Genomic DNA, 24,677 nt, shown 5'->3' with positions numbered 1-24,677 from the left:
ATGGCGCGCACACAGCAGCAGCGTCGTGAGGAAACTCGGGCCCGGCTCCTGGATGCCGCGATCGAGACCATCGTCGAGGTGGGTTACGCCCGGGCCTCGGCGGCGGTGATCGCTCGCCGGGCTCAGGTTTCCGATGGCGCGCTGTTCAAGCATTTCGCCACCATGGGCGACTTCATGGCGGCTACCGTGCTGGAGGTCATGCGTAGGCAGCTCGTGGAATTCGGCAAGCTGGTCGCTGAGATTCCTTCGGACAAACCGGCTTTGGAAGGTGCTCTGGTCGCGCTGCGGGAGGTGTCCGGCAACGCCACCAACGCGGTGATGTACGAGCTGATGGTCGCCGCGCGCACCGACGTGAAACTGCGCGCCACTCTGCAGGACGCCCTGAGCGAGTACGGCCGCACCATCTACGAGACTGCGCAGGCGTTGCCTGGTGCAGACCAATTGCCTCCCGAACATCTGCTGATGTTGGTTGCCACCCTGATCAACGTGTTCGACGGCGCCGCGCTGGTGCGTGCGGTGTTGCCGCAGCCCGAGATCGAGGACGGCCGACTTCAGCTCTTGATGGCCATGCTGGGCGGGTTGGGCGGCACTCAGACCTGACGGGTGGGTGGGTCCGGTTCGGGTACCCGTGCGCCATCCAGCGCGACCCTGCGGGCCAGCTGCGCATAGCGCAACTCAAGGTCCTTGAACCGCATGTACGCGCTGATGGTGGTGAACAGGAACGCGATCACCAACGCGTACACCAGCAGGTCGGCGCCGCGCCCGATCCCGAGCCAGTGCGCCACCACCGTGGTGTCGTTGGGACGGATGATGGCGTAGATCGCGCCGAGCATGAACAGCCCGTAGCCGAGCTTGACCCAGGCCCGGGATTTGGCGCTGCGGCGTGAGCGCAGCAGGTACACCAACAGCAGGACCACCGCGGTGATCAACAGCCCCTGAATCCAGTTCATCGGCGCAACCTTCCGCGCAACAGCCCGTCGACGACGATGTTCACGCCGTTGACCAGTGGCTGGCCCTTGGACATCGAGTAGTCGGTGTAGAGGATATGCACCGGCTCCTCTGCCACGTTCCAATGGTTCTCCACGATCAGCGTGACGAACTCACTGGCGTGGCTCATGCCGTTCATGGTCAGGTTCAGCTCATCGGCCACGGTCTTGTTGAACACGCGCAGCCCGTTGTGGGCGTCGGTCAGGTGCAGTCTGCGGCTCGACGAGCTGAGCTTTGCGACGATCGGCAGCAGCAGCCGTTTGAGCATCGGCATGCGTTCCGGTGGCCGATCGCCGAAACGGGTTCCGATCACGATGTCCAAGTCCTCGGTCCGCAGCCGGTCGATCATCCGGATGACGTCGGTCACCTGATGCTGCCCGTCGGCATCGAAGGTGGCGAAAACCTGTGCCCCGGGCCGAGATCGGGCGTATTCGACGCCGGTCTGGATGGCTGCGCCCTGTCCAAGGTTCACCGGGTGACGGACCACGTGGGCGCCGGCCTGGTAGGCGCAGTCGCCGGTGTCGTCGCGGCCGCCGTCGTCGACAACCACCACGTTGGGGAACACGGTGCGGACGTCGGTGACCACATCAGCGATGACGCTCGCCTCGTTGAAGGCGGGGATGATGATCCAGACATCGCCGCGGCCGGGGCCGCAGTCTTGTTCGGGGTAGCGGGTCATGTTGATGCCGAAAATACACGTTCACCGGGCCCGAAGGCTGATCAGCGCAGCCAGGTGCACGACGATGCCGACAATCGGACCGCACAGCAGAGCGACGACGGTCCGGGTCTGTAGGTCGGTCGGCAGCATCAGGAGCAGCGTCGCGGCGAGCGTCGCACCGACCCATCCGACGGCGTAGGCGCGGTGCCGGGCGGCGGCCACGGTGGCCGCGCCGGTCAAGGTCAGCAGCGCGATCGCGACGGCCCCGGCGGTCAGCCACGCCAGCAGGGAACCACTGGCGACGTACTCGGGGCCGAAGAAGGTCCGCAACAGCCAGGGGCCGATCAGCCCGGCGGCCAGCACTGCGAATGCACCGACGCCGGCCAGCGCCAGTGCGGGGGTCAGCAGCGCGCGCAGTCGCCGGTTGTCGACGAAATGCGCGATCAGATTGCCCTGCATGGCGGTCAGCGGCACCAGCAGCGGCGCCCGGGTCAGGGTCACCGCGAGGATCACCACACCACCGGTGGCGCCCAGGTCCGCGGAGGTGGCCTTGAGCAGTACCGGGAAACCCATCACCAGGATGGCGCTGGCACCCGCGGCGGTGATCGAATGTGATGCGCCTGCCAGGAAGGTCCGCGTGGTGCCGCGGGTGCGGATGGCGGCGGCCTGGCGGGCCACGCGCGACGTCAGCAATACCAGCAGCCAGGACATCGAGCCCGCGACGGTGGCCCACAGGTATCCGTCCAGGCCCCAGCCCAGCAGGAATGACGCCACGGCGACCGCGACCCGGATGGCGGCGTCGGTCACCATCAGCGCGCCGTATTGGGTCCAGCCGTCAACGCCGGCGAGCACTCCGAGAAGCGTTGCATGCAAACAGAATCCAGCCAAACCGATGGCCAGAAGCGCCACGCTGAGCGATTCGGAGGCGGCGAATACGTGCGGTGCCCACAGCGGCGAGGTGCCCCCGATCAGGGCGGCCGCCGCGATGGCGACTCCGGCGGCCACCCGGATGGGCAGGGTATGCGGCCCGGTGGGCCGACCGGTGTCGCGCACCGACCGGACTTCGCGGGTGGCCTCCTGCAACAGCCCGAACGCCGCGCCGGTAAACAGTCCGAACGCGCCCCAGAACACGCTGAACAACGAAAAGCCCACGGGTGCAAGGTCTCGCGCCGCCAGGTACAGCACCACGTAACCGCACAGCGCGGTCAAGATGGTTGCGGCGCCGACCCGGGCCACGCTGCTCCGGGTGATGGCTCCTGCAGTCGGCGCGCCGTCGGTCACAACGCAGGCAGATCCGTGCGGTACAGCCAGGCGTTCCACAGACCGCGCAGCGACTCGTCGGCGTAGTTCGCGGCCAGGCCGGTGAAGTCGTCGGTCACCGCGGTCGAATGACGGTGCCGGTTGGTCCAATCACGCAGCAGCGCAAAGAAATTCTTGTCGCCCACCGTGCGGCGCAAGGCATGGAGGGTCAGCGCACCGCGCTTGTACACCCGGTCGTCGAACATGTCGCGGGGCCCGGGATCGGACAGCAGCAGATTCTGCGGCTGCCCCTGCAGCTTCTGGTGGTAGTGCAATGCCCGTGCGTGCGCACTGGGCCCGCCGGATGCCTCGGACCACAGCCACTCGGCGTAGCAGGCGAATCCCTCGTGCAGCCAGATGTCCCGCCAGCGTCGCACCGTCACCGAGTTGCCGAACCACTGATGGGCCAACTCGTGGGCGATCAGCCGCTCGGCGCCACGCCGGCCGTCGCAGTGATTGGCACCGAAGATCGAAACACCTTGCGCCTCAAGGGGGATATCGAGCTCGTCGTCGGTGACCACCACGGTGTAGCCGGTGGACAGCGGATACGGCCCGAACAGATCGACGAACAGTTTCATCATCTGCGGCTGGCGACCGAAGTCGTATTCGAACGCACCGAGCAGTCGCTGCGGTAACGCGGCATTCATCGGCACCGGAGACTTGGCCAGCCGCACCGACTGGTACCGGCCGATCTGCAGGGTGACCAGGTACGTCGAGGTCGGCTCGGCCAGTTCGTAGGTCCAGGTGGTCTGCCCGGCTCTTGTCCGGCTGCTCAACAATTCACCGTTGGCCACCGCGCGGTACGGGCTGTCGGTGCTGATCTGAATGCGATACGAGGCCTTCGCGCTCGGATGGTCGTCACACGGAAACCAGGACGCCGCGCCGTTGGGTTGTCCGGCGACCAGCGCCCCCTCGGACAGTTCCTCGAAACCGACTTCGCCCCACATGGATCGGATCGGCTTGGGATTCCCGGCATATCGCACCAACACCGACAGCGACGCGCCGGCGGGCAGGGCGGCGTCCAAGGCGATGTGAAGTTTTCCCTGGCTACATCGGAACTTGGCCGGCCGTCGGCCGTTGACCTCCACTTTGGAGACCGTCAGAGTATCGGACAGGTCCAGGCTGAAGGTTTTGAGCGACGCCAGCGTCACCGCGGTGATGGCGGCGACGCCAGACAGCCGGTTGCTCTCCACCTTGTATTCGAGGGCCAGCTCGTACCGGGAGACCCGGTAGCCGAAGTTGCCATTGCGCGGCAGGTACGGGTCGATCACGGGATGGGCTGTGGATGCCGTCTTGCGGGCCTTCTTGTTCGACTGCGTCATGTGGTCGATGCCTTGTTTCGGCCGGCGTTCTTGCGCTTCTTGCCGACCCACGGCGCAATGGGGTTGCCCTGCCACCGGGTGGACGGCGGCACCGAGTCGCCGCGCATCACCAGCGACGCCGGGCCGACGGTGGCGCCCGAGCCGATGCTCGCCGCGGGCAGCGCCACGCAGTGGGTGCCGAGGGTCGCGCCGTCGGCCAACAGCACGGTGTCCAATTGCATGATGCGGTCGTGGAACAGGTGGGTCTGCACCACGCAGCCGCGGTTCACCGTGGCGCCCCGGCCCAGGGTCACCAGATCGGCCTCTGGCAGCCAATAGGTTTCGCACCACACGCCGCGCCCGATCGCGGCGCCCAGGGACCGCAACCACAGGTTCATCACCGGGGTACCGCTGGCTGCCCTGGCGAACCATGGGGCGGCGACGGTCTCCACGAAGGTGTCGGCGACCTCGTTACGCCACACGAACGACGACCACAACGGATGCTCGACGGCGGTGATCCGGCCGATCATCAGCCACTTCGCTGCCACTGCGATCGCGCCGGCGATGCCACCGGCGTTGAGCAGGACCAGCCCGCCGAGCAGTGACGCTGCCGTCCAGCCGAATTCACCGGCGAGGGCCTGCAACGTCCCAAGTACGGCGATGCCGATCGCGAACGTGACGAACACCGGGAGGATGCGCAGTGTCTCGACCGTGGCCCGCATGATCTTCAGCCGAAGTGAGGGGTGGAAGGTGCGCAGCGCGTCGGTCTCGGTGGGTTGGCGGCGCAACCGGATCGGCGGACTGCCCAGCCAGGACGAGCCGGCTTTGGCCTTGTGCGGGGTGGCCGACAGCACCGCGACCAGGCCGTCGTCGGGCACCCGACGGCCGGGTTGGGTGATACCGGAGTTGCCGAGGAAGGCACGCCGGCCCACGGTTGCCTTGGCCACGTGGATCCAGCCGCCGCCGAGCTCGTACGAGGCCACCATGGTGTCGTCCGCCAGGAACGCGCCGTCTTGGATCTCGGTGAACTTTGGCGTCAGCAGCGCAGTTGAGATCTCGGTTCCGGCACCGACTTTGGCGCCCAACAGGCGCAGCCACCATGGGGTGAGCAGGCTGGCGTAGATCGGGAACAGGTAGTTCCGCGCGGCATCCATCAGCCGTTCGGTGGCCCACAGCTGCCAGCCCACCCGACTGCGCACCGGGTGATAACCCTCGTTCAGGCCGAGCGACAGCAGCCGGACGGCCAGCACCGTCACCCCGGCGTACACCACCAGCGCGGCCAGTGTGGCCACCGGCGTCCACAACGCGGCGGGCAGGATCGCCTCGGCCATCGAATGAGTGTGGCGCACAGCGAAGCCCACGATCGCCAGGCCAGATCCCAGCGCGATCAACGGCAACGCGCCCAGCAGTATCGAGGTGAGCCCGTACATCGCCACCCACACCGGTGCCCGGCCCGGCCGTTCGTCCGGCCACGGATGATGAGCCTTGCCGGACTTCACTGCCGGCGATCCCTTCCAGTACTGCCCGGCTTTCACCTTGCCGATGACGCCGGAACCCGGTGCCACATCGGCGTTTTTGCCGACCACCGCACCAGGGAACAGGGTGGTCCGGGCGCCGATGGTGGCGTCGTTGCCGATGCTGATAGGCCCGACGTGGAACAGATCGCCGTCGATCCAGTGTCCGGTCAGATCGACTTCGGGCTCGATCGAGCAGCGGTGTCCCAGGGTGAGCATGCCGGTGACCGGCGGGGCCGAGTGCAGGTCGACGGCATTGCCGACCTGGTTTCCCAGAGCCCGGGCGTAGTACACCAACCATGGTGCGCCGGCCTGGTTTTCGGCGCCGCTGGCCTCACTGAGCCGTTCGGCCAGCCACACCCGCAGATGTTCGGAGCCGCCGCGCCGATAGGTGCCCGGCTGCAGCCCGGACAGCAGTGCCCGGGCGAAGAACGCCGCGATTCCCATCCGGCCGATCGGCGTGACGAACACCAGGAAGCCGGCGAGCACCCACCACCAGTTGACGGTTTCGGCCCAGGGCAGCAGATGCAGCTTGGCTGCGACGTTGTTCAGCAGTGCCAGCCACACCACCCACTGCATGCCGGCCAGCGTGGCCAGTGGCAGTGCCAGCACCACCTGTGCCAGCTGTGTCATCAGGGGAACCGGTGTGACAGTGCGGGTTTCGACTGGCGGCGGCGGGTCGAGCTCGTCGAGGTAGCTGGCCAGCGAGCCGAGGCGGGGGTGGTCATACAAGTCCGCGACGGTCACTTGCGAATACTTCTCGCGCAGCAGGGTCACCAGTTGTGCCGCAGACAGCGAACCGCCGCCGAGGGCGAAGAAGTCGGCGCCCGGGCCGTCCACCGGAGCGGCCAGCACGTCGCGCCACAGTCCGGCCAGCCAGCCCATGGTGCCGTCCAGGTCGGGGCCGTCGTCATTGCCGGAGTCGACCGGCCACGGCAGTGCGTTGCGGTCGACCTTTCCCGAGGTGCGGGTGGGCAATTCGTCGACCAGTACCAGGCGTGGCACCAGCGCGGCCGGCAGCGCCTTGGCCAGCGCCTTGCGCGCCGCGGTGAGGTCGAACTGTGGGTCGGCGCTGGCGATGTAGCCGACCAGGAGGGGGGTGCCGCTGGCGGTCTTGCGCACCGCGGCGGCACCGCCGCTGACCCCCGGCAGATTCACCAGCGCCGAATCGACCTCACCGAGTTCGATTCGGCGGCCGCCGACCTTGACCTGATCGTCGGCACGGCCCTGGAAGTACAGCCCGTCGGGCTCCAGTCGCACGAGATCGCCGCTGCGGTAGGCCCGACGCCAGTCCAGGGTCGGCATCGGTGCGTATTTCTCGGCGTCCTTCTCGGCATCGAGATAGCGGGCCAGGCCGACGCCGCCGATCACCAGTTCGCCGACTTCGCCGTAGCCGACCTGCTGTCCCTCTTTGTCGACGACAGCCAGGTCCCATCCGGGCAGCGGCAGGCCGATACTGACCGGCCCGCCGTCCAACGGTGCCAGGCAGGCCACCACGGTGGCCTCGGTCGGTCCGTAGGTGTTCCACACCTCTCGGCCGTCCACCGCAAGGCGTTCGCCGAGTTCGGGCGGGCATGCCTCGCCGCCGAAGATCAGCAGCCGCACCGCTTCGAGCGCCTCGGCCGGCCACAGCGCGGCCAGCGTCGGGACCGTCGAGACCACGGTGATGTCGCGGGCCACCAACCACGGGCCCAGGTCCATACCGCTGCGTACCAGTGAACGCGGTGCCGGCACCAGGCAGGCGCCATGCCGCCAGGCCAGCCACATCTCTTCGCAGGACGCGTCGAAGGCCACCGACAATCCGGCCAGCACCCGGTCGCCCGGACCCAACGGATTGTCCTTGAGGAAGATCTCGGCCTCGGCGTCGACGAACGCGGCGGCATTGCGATGCGTGACGGCAACGCCCTTCGGGGTGCCGGTTGAGCCCGAGGTGAAGATGATCCAGGCGTCATCACGGGTCAGCGGATCGCCGGCCTGCCAGCCACGCGACGATCCGTGGCCACGGATCAGCCCGTCCTCGGTGATGACCCCGACCACGCCGGCCTCACCGAACACCAGGGTCGCCCGCTCCTCGGGGTCGTCGGCGTCGACCGGGACGTAGGCCGCGCCGGTCGCCAGCGTCGACAGGATCGCCACGTACAACGCGTAGCTGCCCGACGGCATCCGGATGCCGATACGGTCACCGCGGCCGATGCCGCGCGCGGTCAGCCAGGCGACGCTCTCTTGGACGTCGGCAATCAACTCGGCGTAGGTGAGCTGCACCTCGCCGTCGTCGATCGCCGGCGCATCGGGATATCTCTCGGCCGTGGCGTACAGGATGTCGATGAGGGTCCTAGCCGGCGGTGCGTCGAAAGAACGCACGTACTGCGGGGGAATCTCCAGGGCCACGCGTACAACCTACTAAGGGTTGGCCGGGTGTTCCCGACGACGTGCGGCCTGCGGCGCGTCTGCGGGGGCAGGTCTGACTACCGTGGAACCGTGACCATCGAGCTAACCGGCGCAATGATCATCGCGGGCGCACCGGTGTGGGGGGCCGGTACGCAGGTTCGCGGACTGGACCCGGTATCAGGGGCCGCCCTGGAACCGGCTTACCGCTACGGCGACCCCGGGCACGTCGAGGCGGCCTGCGCCGCTGCGATCGAGGCGTTCGGGCCCTACCGGGCCACTTCGGCCGCCCGGCGCGCGGTGTTTCTGGACGCGATCGCTGCGGGTATCGAGGCGCTCGGCGAGGACCTGGTTGACCGTGCGGTGGCCGAGACCGGTCTGCCCAACGCACGGATCAACGGTGAAATGGGACGTACCGCGGGCCAGCTGCGGCTCTTCGCATCGGTGCTGCGCGAAGGCAGTTGGCAGGACGCCTGGATCGATCCGGGGCAGCCGGATCGAAAGCCTGCACCGCGGCCAGACCTCCGGCAGCGTGCGGTGCCGTTGGGGCCGGTGGCGGTATTCGGCGCCAGTAACTTTCCGTTGGCATTCTCGGTAGCCGGTGGCGATACCGCGTCCGCACTGGCCGCGGGCTGTCCGGTGGTGGTCAAGGCACATGACGCGCATCCGGGGACTTCGGAGTTGGTGGGCCGGGTCATTGCCGCCGCGGTGGCCGAATGTGGGTTGCCGGCCGGCACCTTCTCTATGCTCTACGGCGATGGGCCCGAGCTGGGGTCAGCACTGGTCGCGGACCCGCGGATCAAGGCGGTGGCCTTCACCGGGTCACGTTCGGGGGGAACGGCTTTGGCCGCGGTGGCTGCGGCCCGGGCGGTGCCGATCCCGATTTACGCGGAGATGAGCGCGGTCAATCCGGTGTTCCTGCTGCCCGGTGCGCTGCGCGACGGGCCCGGCCAGATCGCCCGGGGATTTGTGGCATCACTGGCCCTCGGCTCGGGCCAGTTCTGCACCAACCCGGGACTGGTGATTGCCGTCGACTCCCCGGAACTGGACGAATTCGTCAATGCGGCCCGGGAAGAACTGCAACGGTGCGCCGCGGGACCCATGCTGACGCCGGGGATCGCCGCCAACTATGCCCGGGGCGTGGCGGAGTTGGCGTTGCGCGCGGAGCTGGTGGCGCAGGGTCACGAGGGCGGCCGCAACCATGGCCAGGCGGCGTTGTTCAGCACAGATACGGCAACTTTCCTGGCCTCGAAGGAACTGGCGGCCGAGGTGTTCGGTGCCGCCGGTGTACTGGTGCGTTGCTGCGGTGCCGACGAAATGATCTCGGTGGCAAGAGGTTTGGAAGGACAGCTGACCGCCACGGTGCACGCCGTCGAATCGGACCTGGGTACCGCGGCGCGGTTGTTGCCCGAGCTGGAACTGATTGCCGGGCGGATCGTGTTCAACGGCTGGCCCACCGGCGTGGAAGTCGGCCATGCCATGGTGCACGGCGGCCCGTACCCGGCCACCACGGACTCCCGCAGCACGTCGGTGGGAGCCCGGGCCATCGAGCGTTTCCTGCGGCCGGTGTGCTATCAGGACCTGCCGATAGCATTGCAGCCCAACGCTGTTGCCGACGCTAATCCGGACGGTATCTGGCGACGGATCGATGGTGTGATCGGCCGACGCTGATCACCAGTTGTTGTAGCCGCCCTCAGGGCCGAGCATCCGTTCCAGCCGAGTCCGGTTGATCCGGGCCAGTTCGTTGCGGACCACCTTGCGCTCGGTCTCGTGGTCGTTGTGCATCCGGTCGTTCATGGTGCTCAGTACCTCGTCGGCGCTCATCGCGCCGACGAACATGACGAAGTCGAAGCCGAAGTGCGCCTGATAGGTCGTGGCGAGACCGCGCAGTGTCGTCATCAGCTCCGGGTCGCGGTCGCACACCGCGCACTGCTCGAACTGTGAACGGGCGCTGCCCGGCCGCCGGCCGAGCTGCGGATAGGCCTGCAGGATGTCATCGATCGACTCTTCGCCGAGGGAAAACAGCATCGAGTCAGCCCGCCGGAACAAGTGATCGTGGTCCTTGTAGGCGCGTCCGTCGGCCAAACTGCCGGCCAGCGGCACGCTGTAGCAGCATTCGTACAGCGCGTGCACCGCCCGTTTTTTCGGCATGGCGTTGAACGCTTCGAGACCTATTCCCTGATGCATCAACACGCCTACATCATCGAATTCGGAGAGTACGTCCAGGTTTCTCCGTGTTACAACGACGCAAACTTCTGTGCGGCGGGCGTTCCTGCAGCTCTGTGCCACACTTCACGCCGATGCGCGGGCGTCGGCGGAGCACAATGACGGTTATGGACGGCGTGCTGTTTTTCGACGGTCGATGTGGCATGTGTACTCGCGCGCGCAACCGGCTGCTGCGCCTGAACCGGACCGGGCGTCTGAGCACCGAACCACTTCAGAAGCCCGGCACCGGGCAGCGTCTCGGCGTCGACTCGGAGCATCTGATGGAGTCGGTGTGGTGGCTGGATTCCTCCGGCGAGGTGTTCGGCGCCGCAAAGGCGGTCAACGCGGCGGTCGCGACGGCACTGGGTACTTCGCTGCCGCTGCGCATCTACGGTCTGCCGGGGGTCGGACCGGTGCAGGAACGGGTCTATCGGTGGGTGGCCACGCATCGGTACCGGTTCCGCGGCGTCACACCGCTGTGCGAATCCGCGCCTGATGAATGCATGGCGCCGCCCGCGTCCTGATTCAGTTCTGCGGAGCAGGCGCGGCCGCTGCCTCTGGAGCCGGAGCCGGAGCCGGAGCTGACGGTGCCGGGGCCGCCGCCGGTTGACCGTTGGGCGCCTCCAGAATCGGTGCCGGGAAGCCTGGGTCGGTCGGGGCGGTGGTCGGCTCGGCCGACTCGGCGGCGGGCGCAGTCTTCGGCGGTGCGCCGCCCGGATCTTCGAGAGTCGGGGCTTCCATACCCGCCCCGATATTCACGCCGGGGTTGACCGTCGGAAGAGCCGGGTTGGGGCTCGTACCGGCGCCGATCCGGTAGCGGGTGCTGCTCGAGGTCAAGATGTTGGCCTTGTTGGGGCTGAGCCCCAAGGCGCTGCCGAGCATACCTTGCGCGGCCATTGTGGGGTCGTTGGAGACGGTCGCACGGATCCCGCGTGCATCCACCGTTGGCGGAGGGTAGACGGGGATGATGTTGGCGGGGAACGAGTAGTTACCCATCGTGCCGTTGTACGGCAAGGGCGGAGTCGGAAAAAACGGCAACACCGGGGGTGCCGGCTGAGCATGGGCGCCTCCCGGCGCGAGTGGCAATCCCAGCAGCCCGACGATGACTCCCAGCGTCTTTGGTCCCACCCCTGTGAGCGCCATCGATGATTCGCCCTTCCGCGCCTCGTCTGAGACCTTGCGCGGGTCACCCTAAATGGGAACCCTGTGTGGTCGTTGACAGTCGTGATCGGCAGAGGTCGCCGGCACCGAGCAGCGTGGTGTCGCCGTCGTCAGATGCCTCGGAACACCACCGGTAGGGCCTGCGGCCCGCGGATGGCGGGGGTGTCGCGCCAGGTTATGTCTCCCGCGATAACAGGTTGGCGGGCAAGGATTTTCCGCAATGCCACGGTCAATTCCAGCTGGGCGAGCGCCGCGCCAAGGCAGTAATGTGCGCCGTATCCGAGGGACAGTGGCGCCGGGCCGGTGCGGTCCAGCAGGAAGCTGGCAGGGTCGGCGAACACGGCTGGGTCGCGATTGGCGGCGGCCACCGCGACGAGGACGCTGTCGCCGGCGGCGATGTCGGCATCGCCGACTCGTTGATCCTCCGTGGCGGTCCGGACCGTGGACTGCACCGGCCCGTGGAGGCGCAGCAGTTCGGTGATGACCGCCCCGTCCACGGTGGTCACTCGCTCCTGCAGCAGCCGAATCAGCCCGGCGCCGAGGAGATTCGCCGTCGTTTCATGCCCGGCGACGGCGATCAGGATCGCCGTCACCACCACATCGTCGAGCCCCAGCTCGGGGGCAGTGGCGATGTAGCTGAACAGATCGTCGCCGGGATGGGCCTGCCGATCGGCGGCGACGGGCAGGAACTCGGCCATCAGCGCGGCGACGGCGCCGAAGCCCTCGGCCACCTCGACGGGATCGGCCAGCGTGCCGAGCATTCGGATGATCGGCGGTGACAGTTCACGTAACGAGGTGGCGTGGACGGGATCGAGGTCGAGCCACTCGCCGACCACCGCGACCGGCAGCGGCAGCGCTATCTGCGACATGAAGTCGAAAGGCTCGTCTGGCCGTGGTTGGGCCACGACCTCGGCCGCGATGACCTCCACACCCTCGCTGAGACCGGACACCGCGCCGCGGGTGAACGCATCCCGCACAGCGCCGCGCAACCGGTCGTGGTTCGCGCCGTCGGCGAAGAGCATTGAGGCCTTGGTGAATTCCGGACTCATCACGGTCATCGACGCACGGGCCACCGGATTGGCCAACGGGTCGCTGCTCCAACCGGAACCACCCAGGACCTGCCGGGCCGCGTCGTAACCCACGACCAGCCAGCCCTGGGCGGTGTCGTCCCAGACCACGTCCCCGTCGCGGCGCCGTGACTCGTAATAGACGTAGGGGTCGGCGGCGTCCCAGGGCAGCCGCGCCGCGGTGACGTCAGCGCTGCTCATGGTCGTCTATCCCAAAAGGCAGCCCGCGGCGGCGAACCCAGGCGACGTGCTGCCGGCCCAGTTCGGTCACCGGTGCGGCCACCCCGTCGATGTCGTTCAATGTGGCACGGGCATAGAAGGTTGCGCGCAGCGCGGTGAAGATCGCGTTCATAGAGAGGTTGAGCCGGGAGAAGAAGACGAGATCGGGCGGCACCGTGATGTGCCGCATCGGGTGATCGGCGTCCCGCACGTCGAGCAACGACGCGATCGCGCGCTGCGAGGTCTCCGCGGTATAGGTGACCGGTTGCGGGGCCAGGATCTCGTAGATGATGGTCTGGTACCAACGGTATGCATCGTCGGCCGTCAGCCCGGAATCGGCTGTGAAGAAACCGTTTTCGACCATGCGAGCCCGCAACTCATCTTTACGGCCGTCGACGCCCGACCGCATCATGTGCACGATGAGTTGGCGCTGCGGCTCGGACAGCACCTTCACACAGCCGAAGTCGACGAAGCCGACCGTGCCGTCCGGCCCGAATCGGTAGTTGCCGGGATGCGGGTCGGCGTGGAACAGGTTGCCGTGCCGGTATGAACCCGCGATGAAGCGGGTGATGACTTCCGCCCAGGTGTCTTTCAGCTCTTGATCGGCGGTTTGCGCTGCAGCCCAATCCAATCCGTCCACATAGGTCATGGTCAGCACTCGATCACCGGACGCTTCGGTGATCACCTCGGGCACCCGGATGAACGGGTGGTCGTGGTAGAGCGCGTGGAATGCGTTGACGTGAGCCGCTTCTCGTCGATAGTCGATCTCTTCGGAGATGCGCTCGGAGATCTCCGCGGAGATCGGCGTCACGTCGGGCAGTGACGCGCCCAGCGCTCCGGCCGCGCCGGCCGCGAACCGAAACATCGTCGCCAACAATTCAGTGTTCGACAGATCGTCCCGAATGGCTTGGGCCACACCGGGATACTGAATCTTGACCGCGACCTCGCGGCCGTCGTGCAGAACGGCTCGATGTACCTGTCCGATGGAGGCCGCCGCCATCGGCTCGTCGGAGAACGATGCGAACACGGCGGAGGTCGGACGGCCGAGGTCGTCCTCCACGACCTGCCGGGCCAGGGCGGAGTCCATCGGTGGGGCATCGGCCTGCAGTCGGGTCAGCGCTTTCTGGTATGGCGAAAGTTCGCCTGCGCCAATGGCACTGGCGTCGACCATGGAGACGAGCTGGCCGGCCTTCATCAGCACGCCCTTGGAGTGGCCGAGCAGTTCGGCGTACTGCTCGGCGGTGCGCTCATGGAAACGTTCGACGGCGCCGGCGTTACCGGCCTTCTCGCGAAGCGCGGCCACCATCCGGCCGCCCGCCGCGCGTGCGGTGAATCCTGCGACCGGCATGGTGCGTCGGATTCTTCCGCGTGGCACCGCTTTGTCGTTTGCAGCCATGTCGCCTCCCTGGGCTGTATGGTGACCTAGTACGAAACATATGACAGTTCTTATAGGCGGTCAATAGTGCAAACGTCGACCAAGGAACGGCTGGTCACCGAGGCGATGCGGCTGTTCAGCGAACAGGGCTACCGGGCGACCAGCATCACCCAGATCGAGAAGGCCGCCGGCCTGGTGCCGGGCTGCGGTGCGCTCTACAACCACTTCAAGACCAAGGACGCGGTGCTCGCGGCGGGTATCGACCGGCAGCTGGATCGGCGCCGCGCGATGCACGACATCAGCGCACTGTTCGCCGGCAAAGGTGATCTGCGGACCGAACTGACGCTGCTCGGACGGTATCTGATGAGCGTGCTGCAGCAGGAAAGTCAGTTCTTGCAGGTCGCTGCCCGCACGCCGGCGGATCAGTCACCGCGGCTGAATGGTGCCTATGCCGCCTTGGTCGACGGTCTGTACGGCGAACTGGCCGACTGGATTCAGGGTTGCGCACCACAGGGTCTGGACGAAGCTCAAGCCCGGCGGATTGCCGTGGTCGGGGTCAATGCGCTGCTCGGTAAACAGGCCACGCGCGTGGTTTTCCATGCGCCCCAAGCGGATACGCCGGACGAGGAGTACATCGCGGACTGGACCGCGATGTTGGCGGGCCGGATCGAGCCGGCCCGTTGAGCGCGCCGAGATGGCAACTTGTCGTGAGTTCAGGGCGAATTCACGACAACAATTGCTATGTCGGCGCCTAAAAAGTTAGTGCTCTTCAGTCTCGAAGCGGGCGATCGAGCGAGCCAGCTCTTCTTCGGCCTCTTTACGCCCGACCCAGTCGGCAGCCTTGACGAACTTGCCCGGCTCCAGGTCCTTGTAGTGCACGAAGAAGTGCTTGATGGCGTCCAGCTCGAACTGCGAGATGTCGCCCAGATCCTGAACGTGGTCCCAACGGGGGTCTCCCGCCGGCACGCACAGCAGCTTGTCGTCGCCGCCGGCCTCGTCGGTCATCTTGAACATCGCGACGGGACGGGCGTCGATGATGCAGCCCGGGAACACCGACTCGGGCAGCAGCACCAGCGCATCCAGCGGGTCGCCGTCCTCACCGAGGGTGTTCTCGAAGAACCCGTAATCGGTGGGGTAGCCCATCGGGGTGAACAGGTAACGGTCCAGCTTGACCCGGCCGGTCACGTGGTCGACCTCGTACTTGTTGCGTGAACCCTTGGGGATCTCGATGACGACTTCGTGCTCCACCGGGAGGCTCCTTCAAGAATGTGTGACACGGGGACGTCTGGTGACGACGCGGCTCCACCATAGACGAGCGATACCCTGCTCAATACCGACTGCTCGGCAGTCCGTCCTAGATCAGGAGAATTATGCGGCCCACCCGGTGGCGCCGATCGACCCATGTGGTGATCGGTGTGGCAGTTCTGGTGCTGGTCGCCGCAGTGGTTGCCGCGGCCGCGGTGATGACCCGGAACAAGCCGGCGCCGGCCGCGGCCGGTCCGGGCGTCAAACCGCAGCCTGCCCTGGTCACCGCGAATCCGGGCGTCAAGCCCGTGCCCGACAGCGCCCCGCAGCCATCGCCCGCGCAGCTGGCGGCGGTGCTGGCTCCGCTGGCGGCCAATCCCAATCTCGGCCAGCTCGGCGGCCGGGTCACCGACGCCATCACCGGTGCACAGATCTGGGCACAGGGTGAGAACACACCATTGCAGCCCGCGTCCACCAACAAGGTACTGACCACTGCTGCGGCATTGCTCGCCCTGGATCGCACGGCCCGGCTGACCACCACGGTGCTCACCGGTGACACCCCGGGTCAGATCGTGCTCAAGGGCGGTGGTGATCCCACGCTGTCGGCGGCGCCGGCAGGCACCGACACCTGGTACCGCGACGCCGCGCGTATCTCCGATCTCGCCGACCAGATCCGCAAGTCCGGAACCGTGGTCAAATCGGTGCAGGTCGACACGAGTGCCTACACCGGCCCGACCATGGCGCCGGGCTGGGATACCGCTGACATCGCCGGTGGCGACTTCGCCCCAATCGAATCGGTGATGCTCGATGCCGGCAGGGTCCAGCCTGCGACCGTCGACTCCCGGCGCTCCACCACACCCGCGCTCGACGCCGGCCGGGCACTGGCCGTCGCGCTGGGCGTGGACCCCATGAACGTGACCCTCCGGCCGACCCCGGCGACCGGGCAGCAGCTCGCCGTGGTGCAGTCGCCGCCCTTGATCGAGCGGCTGCGGGAAATGATGGGCGAGTCGGACAACGTGATGGCCGAGTCGATCGGCCGTGAGGTGGCCGGCGCGAGCGGTGAACCGGAGAGTTTCGACGGCGGCGTACATGCGGTGCTGGGCCAGTTGTCCAAGGCCGGTCTGGAGACTTCCGGCGCGACGCTCTTCGACTCCAGCGGCCTGTCCGTCAACGACCGGCTCACCGCGACCATCCTTGATGGCGTGGTCAATGCAGCTGCCGGTAACGACCAGCCCAAGCTGCGCCCCCTGCTTGACGTCATCCCGATCGCCGGCGGCAGCGGCACGCTGTCCAATCGCTACACCGACACCGATGCCGGTCGCGCCGCTGCGGGTTACCTGCGTGCCAAAACCGGCTCGCTGACCGGCACCAATGCCCTGGCCGGCATCGTCACCGACCAGAGCGGGCGAGTGCTGACCTTCGCGCTGATCTCCAACACCGCCGGACCGGAAGGCCGCACTGCGCTCGACGCCCTGGCCGCGGCCCTGCGGTCCTGTGGGTGCGGCACGTGACCCAGACGCCGACGGTCGGCCGTACCGTCGACTGGGGTTTCGCGGCGACCGTCGGAGTCAAACTGACCCGGCCGGCGCCGGTGACCACCGATTACACCCGGGATCAGGCGTGCGCCCAGTTGGCCGACTCCGCCCGCCGTGCCGAACTTCCGGTGCGCGAGGTGACGCTGCTCAATGAGGGCGCCGAGGTTTCCGAGGCCCGCGTCATCGACCGCCCACAGTGGGTGCGTGCAGCCACCGAATCGATGCGGGTGATGACCGGCGGCACCACGGCGAGCCCCGACGGTATGGCAGCCGCGATCGCCGGACGGATCACTGGAGCACAGACCGGGGCGGTCCTGGCGTTCGTATCCTCGGGCATCCTGGGTCAGTACGATCCCTTCGGGGACGGTGGTGGCGAACTGCTGCTGATCTACCCGAATATCATTGCCACAGAACGACAATTACGGGTCGACCCGGCTGATTTCCGGCTCTGGGTCTGCCTGCACGAAGTGACCCATCGGGTGCAGTTCCGGGCCAATCCCTGGTTGACCGGTCACATGTCGCAGGCGCTCGCGGTGCTGACCGACGATGCCGGGCTTGAGGTCGGCGACATCAGCGGTCGACTGGCGGAGTTCCTGCGCGACCGGCGTGACGGTGATGCCGATCCGAATTCGCAAGGGATTCTTGGGATCATGCGGGTTTTGCAGAACGATGAGCAGCGCCGCGCCATGGACCAATTACTGGTGCTGGGCACCCTGCTGGAGGGGCACGCCGACCACGTGATGGATGCCGTCGGCCCGGCCGTGGTGCCCTCGGTGGTCACCATCCGCAACCGCTTCGATGCGCGCCGGAACCGTAGTCATTCTCCGCTGCAACGAATCATCCGGGCGTTGCTCGGGTTCGACGCCAAGGTGGCGCAGTACACCCGCGGTAAGAAATTCGTCGACGAGGTGGTGTCGACCGTCGGCATGAAACGGTTCAATGCCATCTGGACCGATGCCGAAACCTTGCCGCTACCAACCGAAATCGATGAGCCGCGGCGATGGATCGATCGGGTGCTGTAGCCGCCCTGCGCGCGTCGCTCGTCCACTTCGCCCGCCGGCACCCCGTCGAGGGCTGGTGCGTCGGGCTGTCCGGCGGCGCTGACTCACTGGCGCTGACCGGGGTCGCCGCGATGATCAAACCGACCACCGCGCTGATCGTCGACCATGGCCTGCAATCGAATTCGGCGCAGGTTGCCGCCACTGCCCAGCACCAGGCCCGGCAATTGGGATGCGTTGACGCCCGGGTGCTTCGCGTCGACGTCGGCACCGAAGGCGGGCCGGAAGCGGCGGCCCGCACCGCGCGCTATGCGGCACTCGGCGGCGCTCGCGACGCGATGCCGGTGCTACTTGCGCACACCCTGGATGATCAGGCCGAGACGGTGCTGCTCGGCTTGGGACGGGGATCAGGCGCCAGATCCATTGCGGGCATGATGGATTGGGATCCACCATGGGGCCGTCCATTGTTGGGCGTGCGGCGCGACGTCACCGTCGGCGCATGCCGCGAACTGGGTGTCGACCCGTGGCAAGACCCGCACAACAACGACCCGCGGTATACCCGGGTGCGGCTGCGCACCGAAGTGCTGCCGCTGCTCGAGGACGTTCTGGGCGGCGGGGTCGGGCCGGCGTTGGCCCGCACCGCCGCGGCACTGCGGGAGGACAACGATGCGCTGGACGCGCTGGCCGACGGGCACCTGCAGACGCGGCGCACCGATGCCGGGCTGGTGATCGACGGCCTGGAAAAACTGCCCGCTGCGCTGCGCCGCCGGGTGATCCGGTCGTGGCTCCTGGGATCCGGTGCCGCCGGACTGACCGACGTCCAGATCCGGGCGGTCGACGCGCTCGTGATGCAGTGGCGGGGCCAGGGACCCGTCGCGGTGGCCTCGCCGTTGCGCTATCACCGGTTGGTGGTGCGCCGGCGCGACGGTCTGCTGGTGACCTCCGCCCAATCGGTGTAACTGCCCGCGCAGCGGGATCGTCTTGGCCGAATCCGGTTGTCCGTGGCACGCTGTTGCGGTGCCGCCGCGTACTGACCTGTACTCCGATGACATCAAGTCGGTTCTGCTGTCCGAGGATCAGCTCAAGGAGTGCGTCGCCGATATGGCGGAGCGCATTGCCGAGCACTATCGGGCCGATTCCGGCGATCAGGATCTGTTGCTGGTGACCGTCCTCAAGGGCGCGGTCATGTTCGTCACCGATCTGGCCCGGGCCATCCCGCTGCCCACCCAGTTGGAGTTCATGGCGGTCAGCTCGTACGGCTCGTCCACCTCGTCGTCGGGCGTGGTGCGCATCCTGAAAGACCTCGACCGCGATATCAGCGGCCGCGACGTCCTGATCGTCGAAGACATCATCGACTCCGGGCTGACCCTGTCCTGGTTGCTGCGCAACCTGGCCACCCGCGGGCCGCGTTCGCTGCGCGTCTGTACGCTGCTGCGCAAGCCGGACGCCATGCGCGCCGACATCGACGTCGCACACATCGGTTTCGACATCCCCGACGAATTCGTGGTCGGCTATGGCCTGGACTACGACGAGCGCTACCGCGACCTGCCGTATATCGGCACGCTCGAGCCGAAGGTGTACGAACAGCCCTGATTGGCGCAGAATTCGGGGTATGGCTGATACCGCGCTGCGAATCTGCCCCTTCTGCGAGGCCACCTGCGGACTGACGCTCACCATCTCCGATGGCCGGGTGACCGGTGCCCGCGGCGACCGTGACGATGTGTTCAGCGCGGGATTCGTCTGTCCGAAGGGCGCCAGCTTCGGTGAACTCGACAACGATCCCGATCGGTTGACGCAGCCATTGGTCCGTCGGGACGGCGTGCTGACCGAGGCCACCTGGACTGAGGCGTACGCCGTGGTCGCCGAGCGGCTGGGCGCCGTGATCGGTGAACACGGCGGCGCATCGGTCGGTCTGTATCTCGGCAACCCGAATGCGCACACCATTGCCGGCGGCCTGTACGCGCCGCTGATCATCCGCGGCCTGGGCACCCGCCAGGTGTACAGCGCCAGCACGCTCGATCAGATGCCCAAACATGTTGCGCTGGGCCTGATGTTCGGCAGTCCCATCGCATTTACTGTGCCTGACCTGGACCGCACCGATTACCTGGTGATCATCGGAGCGAATCCCTTGGTGTCCAACGGAAGTCTGGCCACCGCCGCTGACTTCCCCGGCAAGCTGCGGGCTTTGAAGAAGCGCGGCGGCAAGCTGGTCGTGATCGACCCGGCCCGTACGCGCACCGCCGAACTCGCCGACCGTCACCTGGCGCCGCGGCCCGGCACCGACGCCGCGCTCCTGTTCGCCCTGGTGTATGTCCTGTTCGACGAGAATCTCGTCGATCTCGGTGGGCTCGCCGGGCACGTCATCGGTGTCGAGCAGGTTCGCGCACTGGCCGATGAGTTCTCACCCGAGACGGTCGCGGCGGTCTGTGGTGTGTCGGCCGGTGAGATTCGCGAACTGGCCAGGGAACTCGCCGCGGCGCCGACGGCCGCGGTCTACGGCCGGATTGGTACCTCCACAGTCGAATTCGGCACCATCGGCAGCTGGCTGGTCGACGTCCTCAACGTCCTCACCGGCAATCTGGACCGTCCGGGCGGGGCCATGTTCCCGATGGGTGCGGTACTTCCCGCGCCGCGCCCGCCGAAACCCGGGCGTGGGTTCAGGACCGGGCGATGGGCCAGCCGGGTGTCGGGCTACCCCGAGGCGCTGGCCGAGTTGCCGGCCGCCGCGCTCGCCGAGGAGATCGACACCGCAGGCGAAGGGCAGATCAAGGCCGTGATCACCATCGCCGGCAACCCGGTGCTGTCCGCGCCTGACGGCGACCGTCTCGACCGAGCGTTGGACAGCGTCGATTTCATGCTTTCGATCGACCCCTACCTCAACGAGACCACCCGGCACGCCGACGTCATCCTGCCGCCGCCCCCGCCGTCGCGCAGTGCCCACTTCGACGTCGCGCTGAACAACTTGGCCGTCCGCAACAATGTGCGCTACTCGTCGCCGGCGCTGCCGTTGGACGGGCGTCCCGACGAACCCGAGATCCTGTCCCGTCTGGCGCTGATCCTGTACGGCATTGGGCTAGAAGGGGATCCGGCTCTGGTTGATCTGCAGGTGATCGCAACGACACTGGCCAAAGAAACCGCCGATGCCGATTCGCCCGTCGCCGGGCGCGACGTCGACGAGCTGACCGCGATGCTGTACCCGGGTCGGGGCTACGAACGCCGTCTCGACATGATGCTGCGGCTCGGGCCCTACGGCGACGCGTTCGGCACCAACCCCGACGGGCTCACTCTGGAACAACTGAAGGCCAGTCCACACGGCATCGACCTCGGGCCACTGCAGCCGCGGATTCCCGAGGTGCTGCGAACCCCGAGTGGGCGCATCGAACTGGCGCCGGAACCGATCGTCGCCGACGTGGCGCGGTTGCGTGACGCACTGGGCCGCTCCGTCGGTGGGTTCCTGTTGATCGGCCGGCGCCATCTGCGGTCCAACAACAGCTGGATGCACAACCTCCCGGCGTTGTCCGGCGGCTCCAACCGGTGCACCTTGCAGATCCATCCCGACGATGCCGCCGATCTGGGCCTGACCGACGTCGCGGTCATCAAGGGCCCCGGCGGTGAGCTGCTCGCCCCCATCGAGGTGACCGACGTCATGCGCCGCGGTGTGGTCTCACTGCCCCATGGCTGGGGCCACAACCGCGGCGGCACCGGGCAGGAGCTCGCGAACAGTCACCCCGGCGTCAACGTCAATCAGCTCAATGACGGCACGCATCTGGATCCGCTGTCGGGCACCGCGGTGCTCAACGGCATCCCGGTCGACATCGCACCCGCCGCCGGCTGAGCCGGCAATCCAGCGTGGGCTAGGTCAGTTCCCAGGCCACTGTCACGGTGAATCCGACAGTCTGCTGACCAGGCTCGAGCGGCACGGCCTGGGCCATCGCCATCCGCGGCAGCGGCGTCGGCGGTGTCGTACCATCGGCGGTTTCGGAGATACTCAGTACCTTGCCCAGGTTTTCGCCGGACAGTTTCGCGTATTGCTCGGCACGGTCCTTGGCGTCGTTGAATGCCCGCGCCCGAGCGTCTTTGACCAGCTGAGAGTCGTCGTCGATAGCAAAACTCACCGAGTTGATCCGGGTCTGGTTGCCACCGGCGTCGACGATCTTCGCCAGTATCTGCGAGGCCGTGTCCAGCTTGCGGACCTTGATCCGGACCGAATTGCTGGCCCGGTAGCCGGTGATCGCGGAGTGCTCCCCGTACTCGGGTTGCAGGCTCACCTGTGTGGTGGCGATGTCCTGCTTGTCGATACCGGCGCCGACGACCGCGTCGATCACGGCCTGTTGGCGACTGCTGGTCTGGTTCATCGCCGCACTGACGTCCGGGGCCGTCGCTTCGATGGCCGCGTCGACGGTCAGGGTGTCCGGGGTGCCCTGTACCTTTCCGGCGCCGATCACCGTGACTTCGCGGGGCTTGCCTTGGTCGGAGTCGGAATCGGAACCGCAGCCGGCCAGGCCGACTGCGGCGGCGGCGGTCAGAGCGGCGAGGGCAAAGGTGGCGGGGCGTGACATGTTCTCCACCGTACCGATCCGCTACGGGTTGTTGACGTGCTCGCCGATCGCCTTGACCACAGCCTCGCCCACCCGGCCGAACAATTGGTCGCGCATGCCCTTGGCCCAGTCGTGCGAGGACCGGGGTGCGGTCAGTTGCCCCTTGAAGTGTGGAATGACCTTGCGCGCGAACAACTCATAGGAATGGAAGGTGGCTTCCGGCAGCGCCCAGTCATGGCCCAGCAGCAGCAAGGTGCCGAAGCCGCCGGAGCGGTCCAGCAAGTCCTGAATGTAGGCGATCGCGTCGTCGGCCGTTCCGATACAGCAATTGCCTTTGGCCGCATAGTCTTCGACGAATTGTCGAGACGTCGGGGCCGGGCCGGTCTGGCTGCCCAGTGGAACGAACCCGGCGGCGCCGAAGTAGTTGGAGAAGTCCTCCAGTCCGTAGGTGCAATCTTCGATCGCCTGTTCGCGGGTGTCGGCCAGGTGCACGACCCCCAGCACCCGCCAGTTCCGCCGATCCGGCTGCGGCAGGCCCGATTTCGCGGCCTGGTCGCTCACGATGTCCCAGGTGGATTCCAGTGCGGCATAGCCGCCGGGCACCGACATCGACAACGACAGCAGCGACGTCCCCAGCTGACCGGCCAGCCGCGGACCGGACGGCGAAACCATTGCCGCGGTGGAGATCTCCGGGTATGGCCAGGTGTACGGACGGATGTGCAGCGCGGCGTCGCGCAGGGTGAACCAGTCGGTCTCGCGGGTGAGGCGTTCGTCGGGGCCGGCCCGGAACAACGCCAGGATGGCCTCCAACGACTCTTGCTGCATCCGGCGCTGATCGACCGGGTCGATGCCCATCATGTAGGCGTCCGACGGCAGCGCGCCTGGACCGGTGCCGAACATGACCCGGCCGCGGGTCAGGTGGTCGAGCAGCACCCAACGATCGGCCACCATCAGCGGGTGGTGATAGGGCAGGGACACCACGCCGGTACCGAACCGGATGTGTTTGGTGCGTTCGGCCGCGGCGGCGATGAACACCTCAGGACAGGCGATCAGCTCGTAGCCACCGGAATGGTGCTCGCCGAACCACACTTCGTCGTAGCCCAGCCGGTCCAGGGCGACAGTGCGCTCCAGATCGTATTCCAGTGCGGTGGTGGGCGATTGGCCGACCGGATGGAACGGAGTGATGAAGACGCCGAAATCCACTGGCCGGTCGCTCATGGCTGCAATCCCAATCCGTCGATGAATGTGATCAGGGCCGCGTTGACCTCCTCGGCCCGTTCCTGTTGTAGCCAGTGCCCCGCGCCCTCGAGCAGGATTTCGCGATACTGGCCGGTCACCACGTTGCGGACCCGGTCCCGTGGGGTGAAGGACAGCACCGGGTCGGCGGTCCCGCCCAGGAACAGCGTCGGCACGGTGATGGTCCGGGCGGGGGGAGCTTCCGTCAGCTCCCAGTTGCGGTCGAAGTTGCGGTACCAGTTCAGCGCGCCGGTGAATCCCGTTTCGGTGAAAGCCGTTACATAAGGCTCGAATTCGTCGTCGGTGATCCAGTCCGGCAGTGGCGGCAGCGGCCGGTCGATCAATGAGTCGGCGGACCCGGTGAAGCCCTCCAGGGCGATCAGCCGGCGCATCGATGCCCGCACATCGCGCTCGAACTCCGCATCGGCGACCCCGGGTTCCTGGAAGTACAACATGTAGAAGAAGTTGTCACCGAAGATCTTTCGCCAGATCTGGGTCGGCGGCGCCGACGCCCGGGGAACCGGCGGCACGCTCAGTGCGACCACCCCATGCACCCGGTCCGGATGAAACAGCGGAAAGTTGGTGACCACCGGCGAACCCCAGTCGTGGCCGACCAGGACCGCGCGCTGTGCACCGACGTCGTCGAGCAGGCCCGCGATGTCCCCGGTGAGGTTGACGATGTTGTAGTCCGCTATGGCGGCCGGACGTGACGAGCCGCCATAGCCGCGCTGATCGGGCGCCAACACGTGATAGCCGGCCGCCGCCAGCGCTGGGATCTGGTGTCGCCAGGAGTGGGCCAGCTCGGGGAAGCCGTGTGCAAGGACCACCACCGGCGCCCCGCGTTCACCGGCCTCTGTCACCTTCAGCCGCACCCCGTTGGTGTCAACGATCCGTTCGGTAGGTGCGCTCATCGCCTTACCAAAGCACAGCGTCCGGCCGGTAGGAAGGACGTGT

At 67.2% G+C, this 24,677-nt stretch carries 22 protein-coding genes; 9 read left to right on the top strand and 13 right to left on the bottom strand.

Annotation, left to right across the window (positions count from 1 at the left end; all coding sequences use genetic code 11):
• The gene (locus ABIA30_RS11605) at window positions 1–600 is read left to right on the top strand and encodes a TetR/AcrR family transcriptional regulator (protein WP_370065215.1); all 600 of its coding nucleotides are present in this window, start codon (window positions 1–3) and stop codon (window positions 598–600) included.
• Here ABIA30_RS11605 and ABIA30_RS11600 read toward each other — a convergent pair.
• The 5 genes from ABIA30_RS11600 to ABIA30_RS11580 are packed head-to-tail and all read right to left on the bottom strand — an operon-like array spanning window position 591 to window position 8,147.
• The gene (locus ABIA30_RS11600) at window positions 591–950 is read right to left on the bottom strand and encodes a DUF2304 domain-containing protein (RefSeq protein ID WP_370065213.1); all 360 of its coding nucleotides are present in this window, start codon (window positions 948–950) and stop codon (window positions 591–593) included. The two genes, ABIA30_RS11605 and ABIA30_RS11600, sit on opposite strands and share 10 nt — an antisense overlap.
• A complete protein-coding gene (locus tag ABIA30_RS11595) occupies window positions 947–1,666 on the bottom strand; it encodes a glycosyltransferase family 2 protein (protein ID WP_370065211.1) in 720 nt (239 codons plus the stop codon). The genes ABIA30_RS11600 and ABIA30_RS11595 overlap by 4 nt, the downstream gene beginning before the upstream one ends.
• A 21-nt stretch (window positions 1,667–1,687) precedes the next feature.
• Window positions 1,688–2,926 carry a hypothetical protein gene (locus ABIA30_RS11590; RefSeq protein WP_370065209.1) on the bottom strand — a complete coding sequence of 413 codons (1,239 nt, stop codon included), beginning with the start codon at window positions 2,924–2,926 and terminating at the stop codon, window positions 1,688–1,690.
• A complete protein-coding gene (locus ABIA30_RS11585; RefSeq protein ID WP_370065207.1) occupies window positions 2,923–4,266 on the bottom strand; it encodes a M1 family metallopeptidase in 1,344 nt (447 codons plus the stop codon). Before ABIA30_RS11585 ends, ABIA30_RS11590 begins: the two co-directional genes overlap by 4 nt.
• The gene (locus ABIA30_RS11580) at window positions 4,263–8,147 is read right to left on the bottom strand and encodes a Pls/PosA family non-ribosomal peptide synthetase (RefSeq protein WP_370065205.1); all 3,885 of its coding nucleotides are present in this window, start codon (window positions 8,145–8,147) and stop codon (window positions 4,263–4,265) included. The genes ABIA30_RS11585 and ABIA30_RS11580 overlap by 4 nt, the downstream gene beginning before the upstream one ends.
• Window positions 8,148–8,261: 114 nt before the next feature.
• Between ABIA30_RS11580 and ABIA30_RS11575 the strand changes: the two genes are divergently transcribed.
• A complete protein-coding gene (locus ABIA30_RS11575) occupies window positions 8,262–9,815 on the top strand; it encodes an aldehyde dehydrogenase (NADP(+)) (protein WP_370065540.1) in 1,554 nt (517 codons plus the stop codon).
• Here ABIA30_RS11575 and ABIA30_RS11570 read toward each other — a convergent pair whose 3' ends face one another.
• The gene (locus ABIA30_RS11570) at window positions 9,816–10,331 is read right to left on the bottom strand and encodes a 2-oxo-4-hydroxy-4-carboxy-5-ureidoimidazoline decarboxylase (RefSeq protein ID WP_370065203.1); all 516 of its coding nucleotides are present in this window, start codon (window positions 10,329–10,331) and stop codon (window positions 9,816–9,818) included.
• A gap of 137 nt (window positions 10,332–10,468) precedes the next feature.
• Here ABIA30_RS11570 and ABIA30_RS11565 point away from each other — a divergent pair, with 137 nt between their 5' ends.
• Window positions 10,469–10,873: a thiol-disulfide oxidoreductase DCC family protein gene (locus ABIA30_RS11565; RefSeq protein WP_370065201.1), complete on the top strand. Its 405-nt coding sequence runs from the start codon at window positions 10,469–10,471 to the stop codon at window positions 10,871–10,873.
• A 1-nt stretch (window position 10,874) separates the two neighbouring features.
• Here ABIA30_RS11565 and ABIA30_RS11560 read toward each other — a convergent pair whose 3' ends face one another.
• The 3 genes from ABIA30_RS11560 to ABIA30_RS11550 form a co-directional block, all read right to left on the bottom strand.
• Complete coding sequence (locus tag ABIA30_RS11560) at window positions 10,875–11,492, bottom strand: hypothetical protein (RefSeq protein WP_370065199.1); 618 nt, start codon at window positions 11,490–11,492, stop codon at window positions 10,875–10,877.
• A 128-nt stretch (window positions 11,493–11,620) separates the two neighbouring features.
• A complete protein-coding gene (locus ABIA30_RS11555; protein ID WP_370065197.1) occupies window positions 11,621–12,778 on the bottom strand; it encodes a cytochrome P450 in 1,158 nt (385 codons plus the stop codon).
• Window positions 12,765–14,192, bottom strand: coding sequence for an ABC1 kinase family protein (locus ABIA30_RS11550; RefSeq protein WP_370065195.1), 1,428 nt, complete (start codon window positions 14,190–14,192; stop codon window positions 12,765–12,767). Before ABIA30_RS11550 ends, ABIA30_RS11555 begins: the two co-directional genes overlap by 14 nt.
• A gap of 63 nt (window positions 14,193–14,255) precedes the next feature.
• Between ABIA30_RS11550 and ABIA30_RS11545 the strand changes: the two genes are divergently transcribed.
• The gene (locus ABIA30_RS11545) at window positions 14,256–14,855 is read left to right on the top strand and encodes a TetR/AcrR family transcriptional regulator (RefSeq protein ID WP_370065538.1); all 600 of its coding nucleotides are present in this window, start codon (window positions 14,256–14,258) and stop codon (window positions 14,853–14,855) included.
• 75 nt (window positions 14,856–14,930) lie between these two features.
• Here the strand turns inward: ABIA30_RS11545 and ABIA30_RS11540 are convergent, their stop codons facing one another.
• Window positions 14,931–15,419: an inorganic diphosphatase gene (locus ABIA30_RS11540; RefSeq protein WP_370065193.1), complete on the bottom strand. Its 489-nt coding sequence runs from the start codon at window positions 15,417–15,419 to the stop codon at window positions 14,931–14,933.
• Window positions 15,420–15,541: 122 nt separating this feature from the next.
• Between ABIA30_RS11540 and dacB the strand changes: the two genes are divergently transcribed.
• From dacB to ABIA30_RS11515, 5 genes are read left to right on the top strand one after another with little or no spacing between them, the layout of a single operon-like run.
• On the top strand, window positions 15,542–16,927 hold the full coding sequence (gene dacB / locus ABIA30_RS11535) for a D-alanyl-D-alanine carboxypeptidase/D-alanyl-D-alanine-endopeptidase (RefSeq protein ID WP_370065191.1): 1,386 nt from the start codon (window positions 15,542–15,544) through the stop codon (window positions 16,925–16,927).
• On the top strand, window positions 16,915–17,973 hold the full coding sequence (locus tag ABIA30_RS11530; protein ID WP_370065189.1) for a zinc-dependent metalloprotease: 1,059 nt from the start codon (window positions 16,915–16,917) through the stop codon (window positions 17,971–17,973). The genes dacB and ABIA30_RS11530 overlap by 13 nt, the downstream gene beginning before the upstream one ends.
• Complete coding sequence (gene tilS / locus ABIA30_RS11525; protein ID WP_370065187.1) at window positions 17,952–18,908, top strand: tRNA lysidine(34) synthetase TilS; 957 nt, start codon at window positions 17,952–17,954, stop codon at window positions 18,906–18,908. The genes ABIA30_RS11530 and tilS overlap by 22 nt, the downstream gene beginning before the upstream one ends.
• Window positions 18,909–18,966: 58 nt before the next feature.
• Window positions 18,967–19,542 carry a hypoxanthine phosphoribosyltransferase gene (gene hpt, locus ABIA30_RS11520; RefSeq protein ID WP_370065184.1) on the top strand — a complete coding sequence of 192 codons (576 nt, stop codon included), beginning with the start codon at window positions 18,967–18,969 and terminating at the stop codon, window positions 19,540–19,542.
• A gap of 19 nt (window positions 19,543–19,561) precedes the next feature.
• On the top strand, window positions 19,562–21,784 hold the full coding sequence (locus ABIA30_RS11515; protein ID WP_370065182.1) for a molybdopterin-dependent oxidoreductase: 2,223 nt from the start codon (window positions 19,562–19,564) through the stop codon (window positions 21,782–21,784).
• A gap of 19 nt (window positions 21,785–21,803) precedes the next feature.
• On the opposite strand, the gene ABIA30_RS11510 is transcribed toward ABIA30_RS11515, so the two are convergent.
• Genes ABIA30_RS11510 through ABIA30_RS11500 form a run of 3 tightly spaced genes read right to left on the bottom strand, consistent with a single transcriptional unit; the run spans window position 21,804 to window position 24,634 of the window.
• Window positions 21,804–22,508, bottom strand: a complete 705-nt coding sequence (locus tag ABIA30_RS11510) for an SIMPL domain-containing protein (protein WP_370065180.1) — start codon at window positions 22,506–22,508, stop codon at window positions 21,804–21,806.
• A gap of 21 nt (window positions 22,509–22,529) precedes the next feature.
• Complete coding sequence (locus ABIA30_RS11505) at window positions 22,530–23,705, bottom strand: LLM class flavin-dependent oxidoreductase (RefSeq protein WP_370065178.1); 1,176 nt, start codon at window positions 23,703–23,705, stop codon at window positions 22,530–22,532.
• Window positions 23,702–24,634 carry an alpha/beta fold hydrolase gene (locus ABIA30_RS11500; RefSeq protein WP_370065176.1) on the bottom strand — a complete coding sequence of 311 codons (933 nt, stop codon included), beginning with the start codon at window positions 24,632–24,634 and terminating at the stop codon, window positions 23,702–23,704. Before ABIA30_RS11500 ends, ABIA30_RS11505 begins: the two co-directional genes overlap by 4 nt.
• Window positions 24,635–24,677: the final 43 nt, after the last annotated feature.

The sequence above is a fragment of the Mycobacterium sp. MAA66 genome, assembly GCF_041261665.1.
GTDB lineage: Bacteria > Actinomycetota > Actinomycetes > Mycobacteriales > Mycobacteriaceae > Mycobacterium.
This window is presented reverse-complemented; position numbering and strand designations above follow the sequence as displayed.

What these genes read in the sequence shown, in the direction of transcription:
- ABIA30_RS11605 (WP_370065215.1), top strand. Translation starts at nt 1, where the DNA reads ATGGCGCGCACACAGCAGCAGCGTCGTGAGGAAACTCGGGCCCGGCTC.
- ABIA30_RS11600 (WP_370065213.1), bottom strand. Translation starts at nt 950, where the DNA reads ATGAACTGGATTCAGGGGCTGTTGATCACCGCGGTGGTCCTGCTGTTG.
- ABIA30_RS11595 (WP_370065211.1), bottom strand. Translation starts at nt 1,666, where the DNA reads ATGACCCGCTACCCCGAACAAGACTGCGGCCCCGGCCGCGGCGATGTC.
- ABIA30_RS11585 (WP_370065207.1), bottom strand. Translation starts at nt 4,266, where the DNA reads ATGACGCAGTCGAACAAGAAGGCCCGCAAGACGGCATCCACAGCCCAT.
- ABIA30_RS11575 (WP_370065540.1), top strand. Translation starts at nt 8,262, where the DNA reads ATGATCATCGCGGGCGCACCGGTGTGGGGGGCCGGTACGCAGGTTCGC.
- ABIA30_RS11570 (WP_370065203.1), bottom strand. Translation starts at nt 10,331, where the DNA reads ATGCATCAGGGAATAGGTCTCGAAGCGTTCAACGCCATGCCGAAAAAA.
- ABIA30_RS11565 (WP_370065201.1), top strand. Translation starts at nt 10,469, where the DNA reads ATGACGGTTATGGACGGCGTGCTGTTTTTCGACGGTCGATGTGGCATG.
- ABIA30_RS11560 (WP_370065199.1), bottom strand. Translation starts at nt 11,492, where the DNA reads ATGGCGCTCACAGGGGTGGGACCAAAGACGCTGGGAGTCATCGTCGGG.
- ABIA30_RS11555 (WP_370065197.1), bottom strand. Translation starts at nt 12,778, where the DNA reads ATGAGCAGCGCTGACGTCACCGCGGCGCGGCTGCCCTGGGACGCCGCC.
- ABIA30_RS11550 (WP_370065195.1), bottom strand. Translation starts at nt 14,192, where the DNA reads ATGGCTGCAAACGACAAAGCGGTGCCACGCGGAAGAATCCGACGCACC.
- dacB (WP_370065191.1), top strand. Translation starts at nt 15,542, where the DNA reads ATGCGGCCCACCCGGTGGCGCCGATCGACCCATGTGGTGATCGGTGTG.
- tilS (WP_370065187.1), top strand. Translation starts at nt 17,952, where the DNA reads ATGGATCGATCGGGTGCTGTAGCCGCCCTGCGCGCGTCGCTCGTCCAC.
- ABIA30_RS11515 (WP_370065182.1), top strand. Translation starts at nt 19,562, where the DNA reads ATGGCTGATACCGCGCTGCGAATCTGCCCCTTCTGCGAGGCCACCTGC.
- ABIA30_RS11510 (WP_370065180.1), bottom strand. Translation starts at nt 22,508, where the DNA reads ATGTCACGCCCCGCCACCTTTGCCCTCGCCGCTCTGACCGCCGCCGCC.
- ABIA30_RS11505 (WP_370065178.1), bottom strand. Translation starts at nt 23,705, where the DNA reads ATGAGCGACCGGCCAGTGGATTTCGGCGTCTTCATCACTCCGTTCCAT.
- ABIA30_RS11500 (WP_370065176.1), bottom strand. Translation starts at nt 24,634, where the DNA reads ATGAGCGCACCTACCGAACGGATCGTTGACACCAACGGGGTGCGGCTG.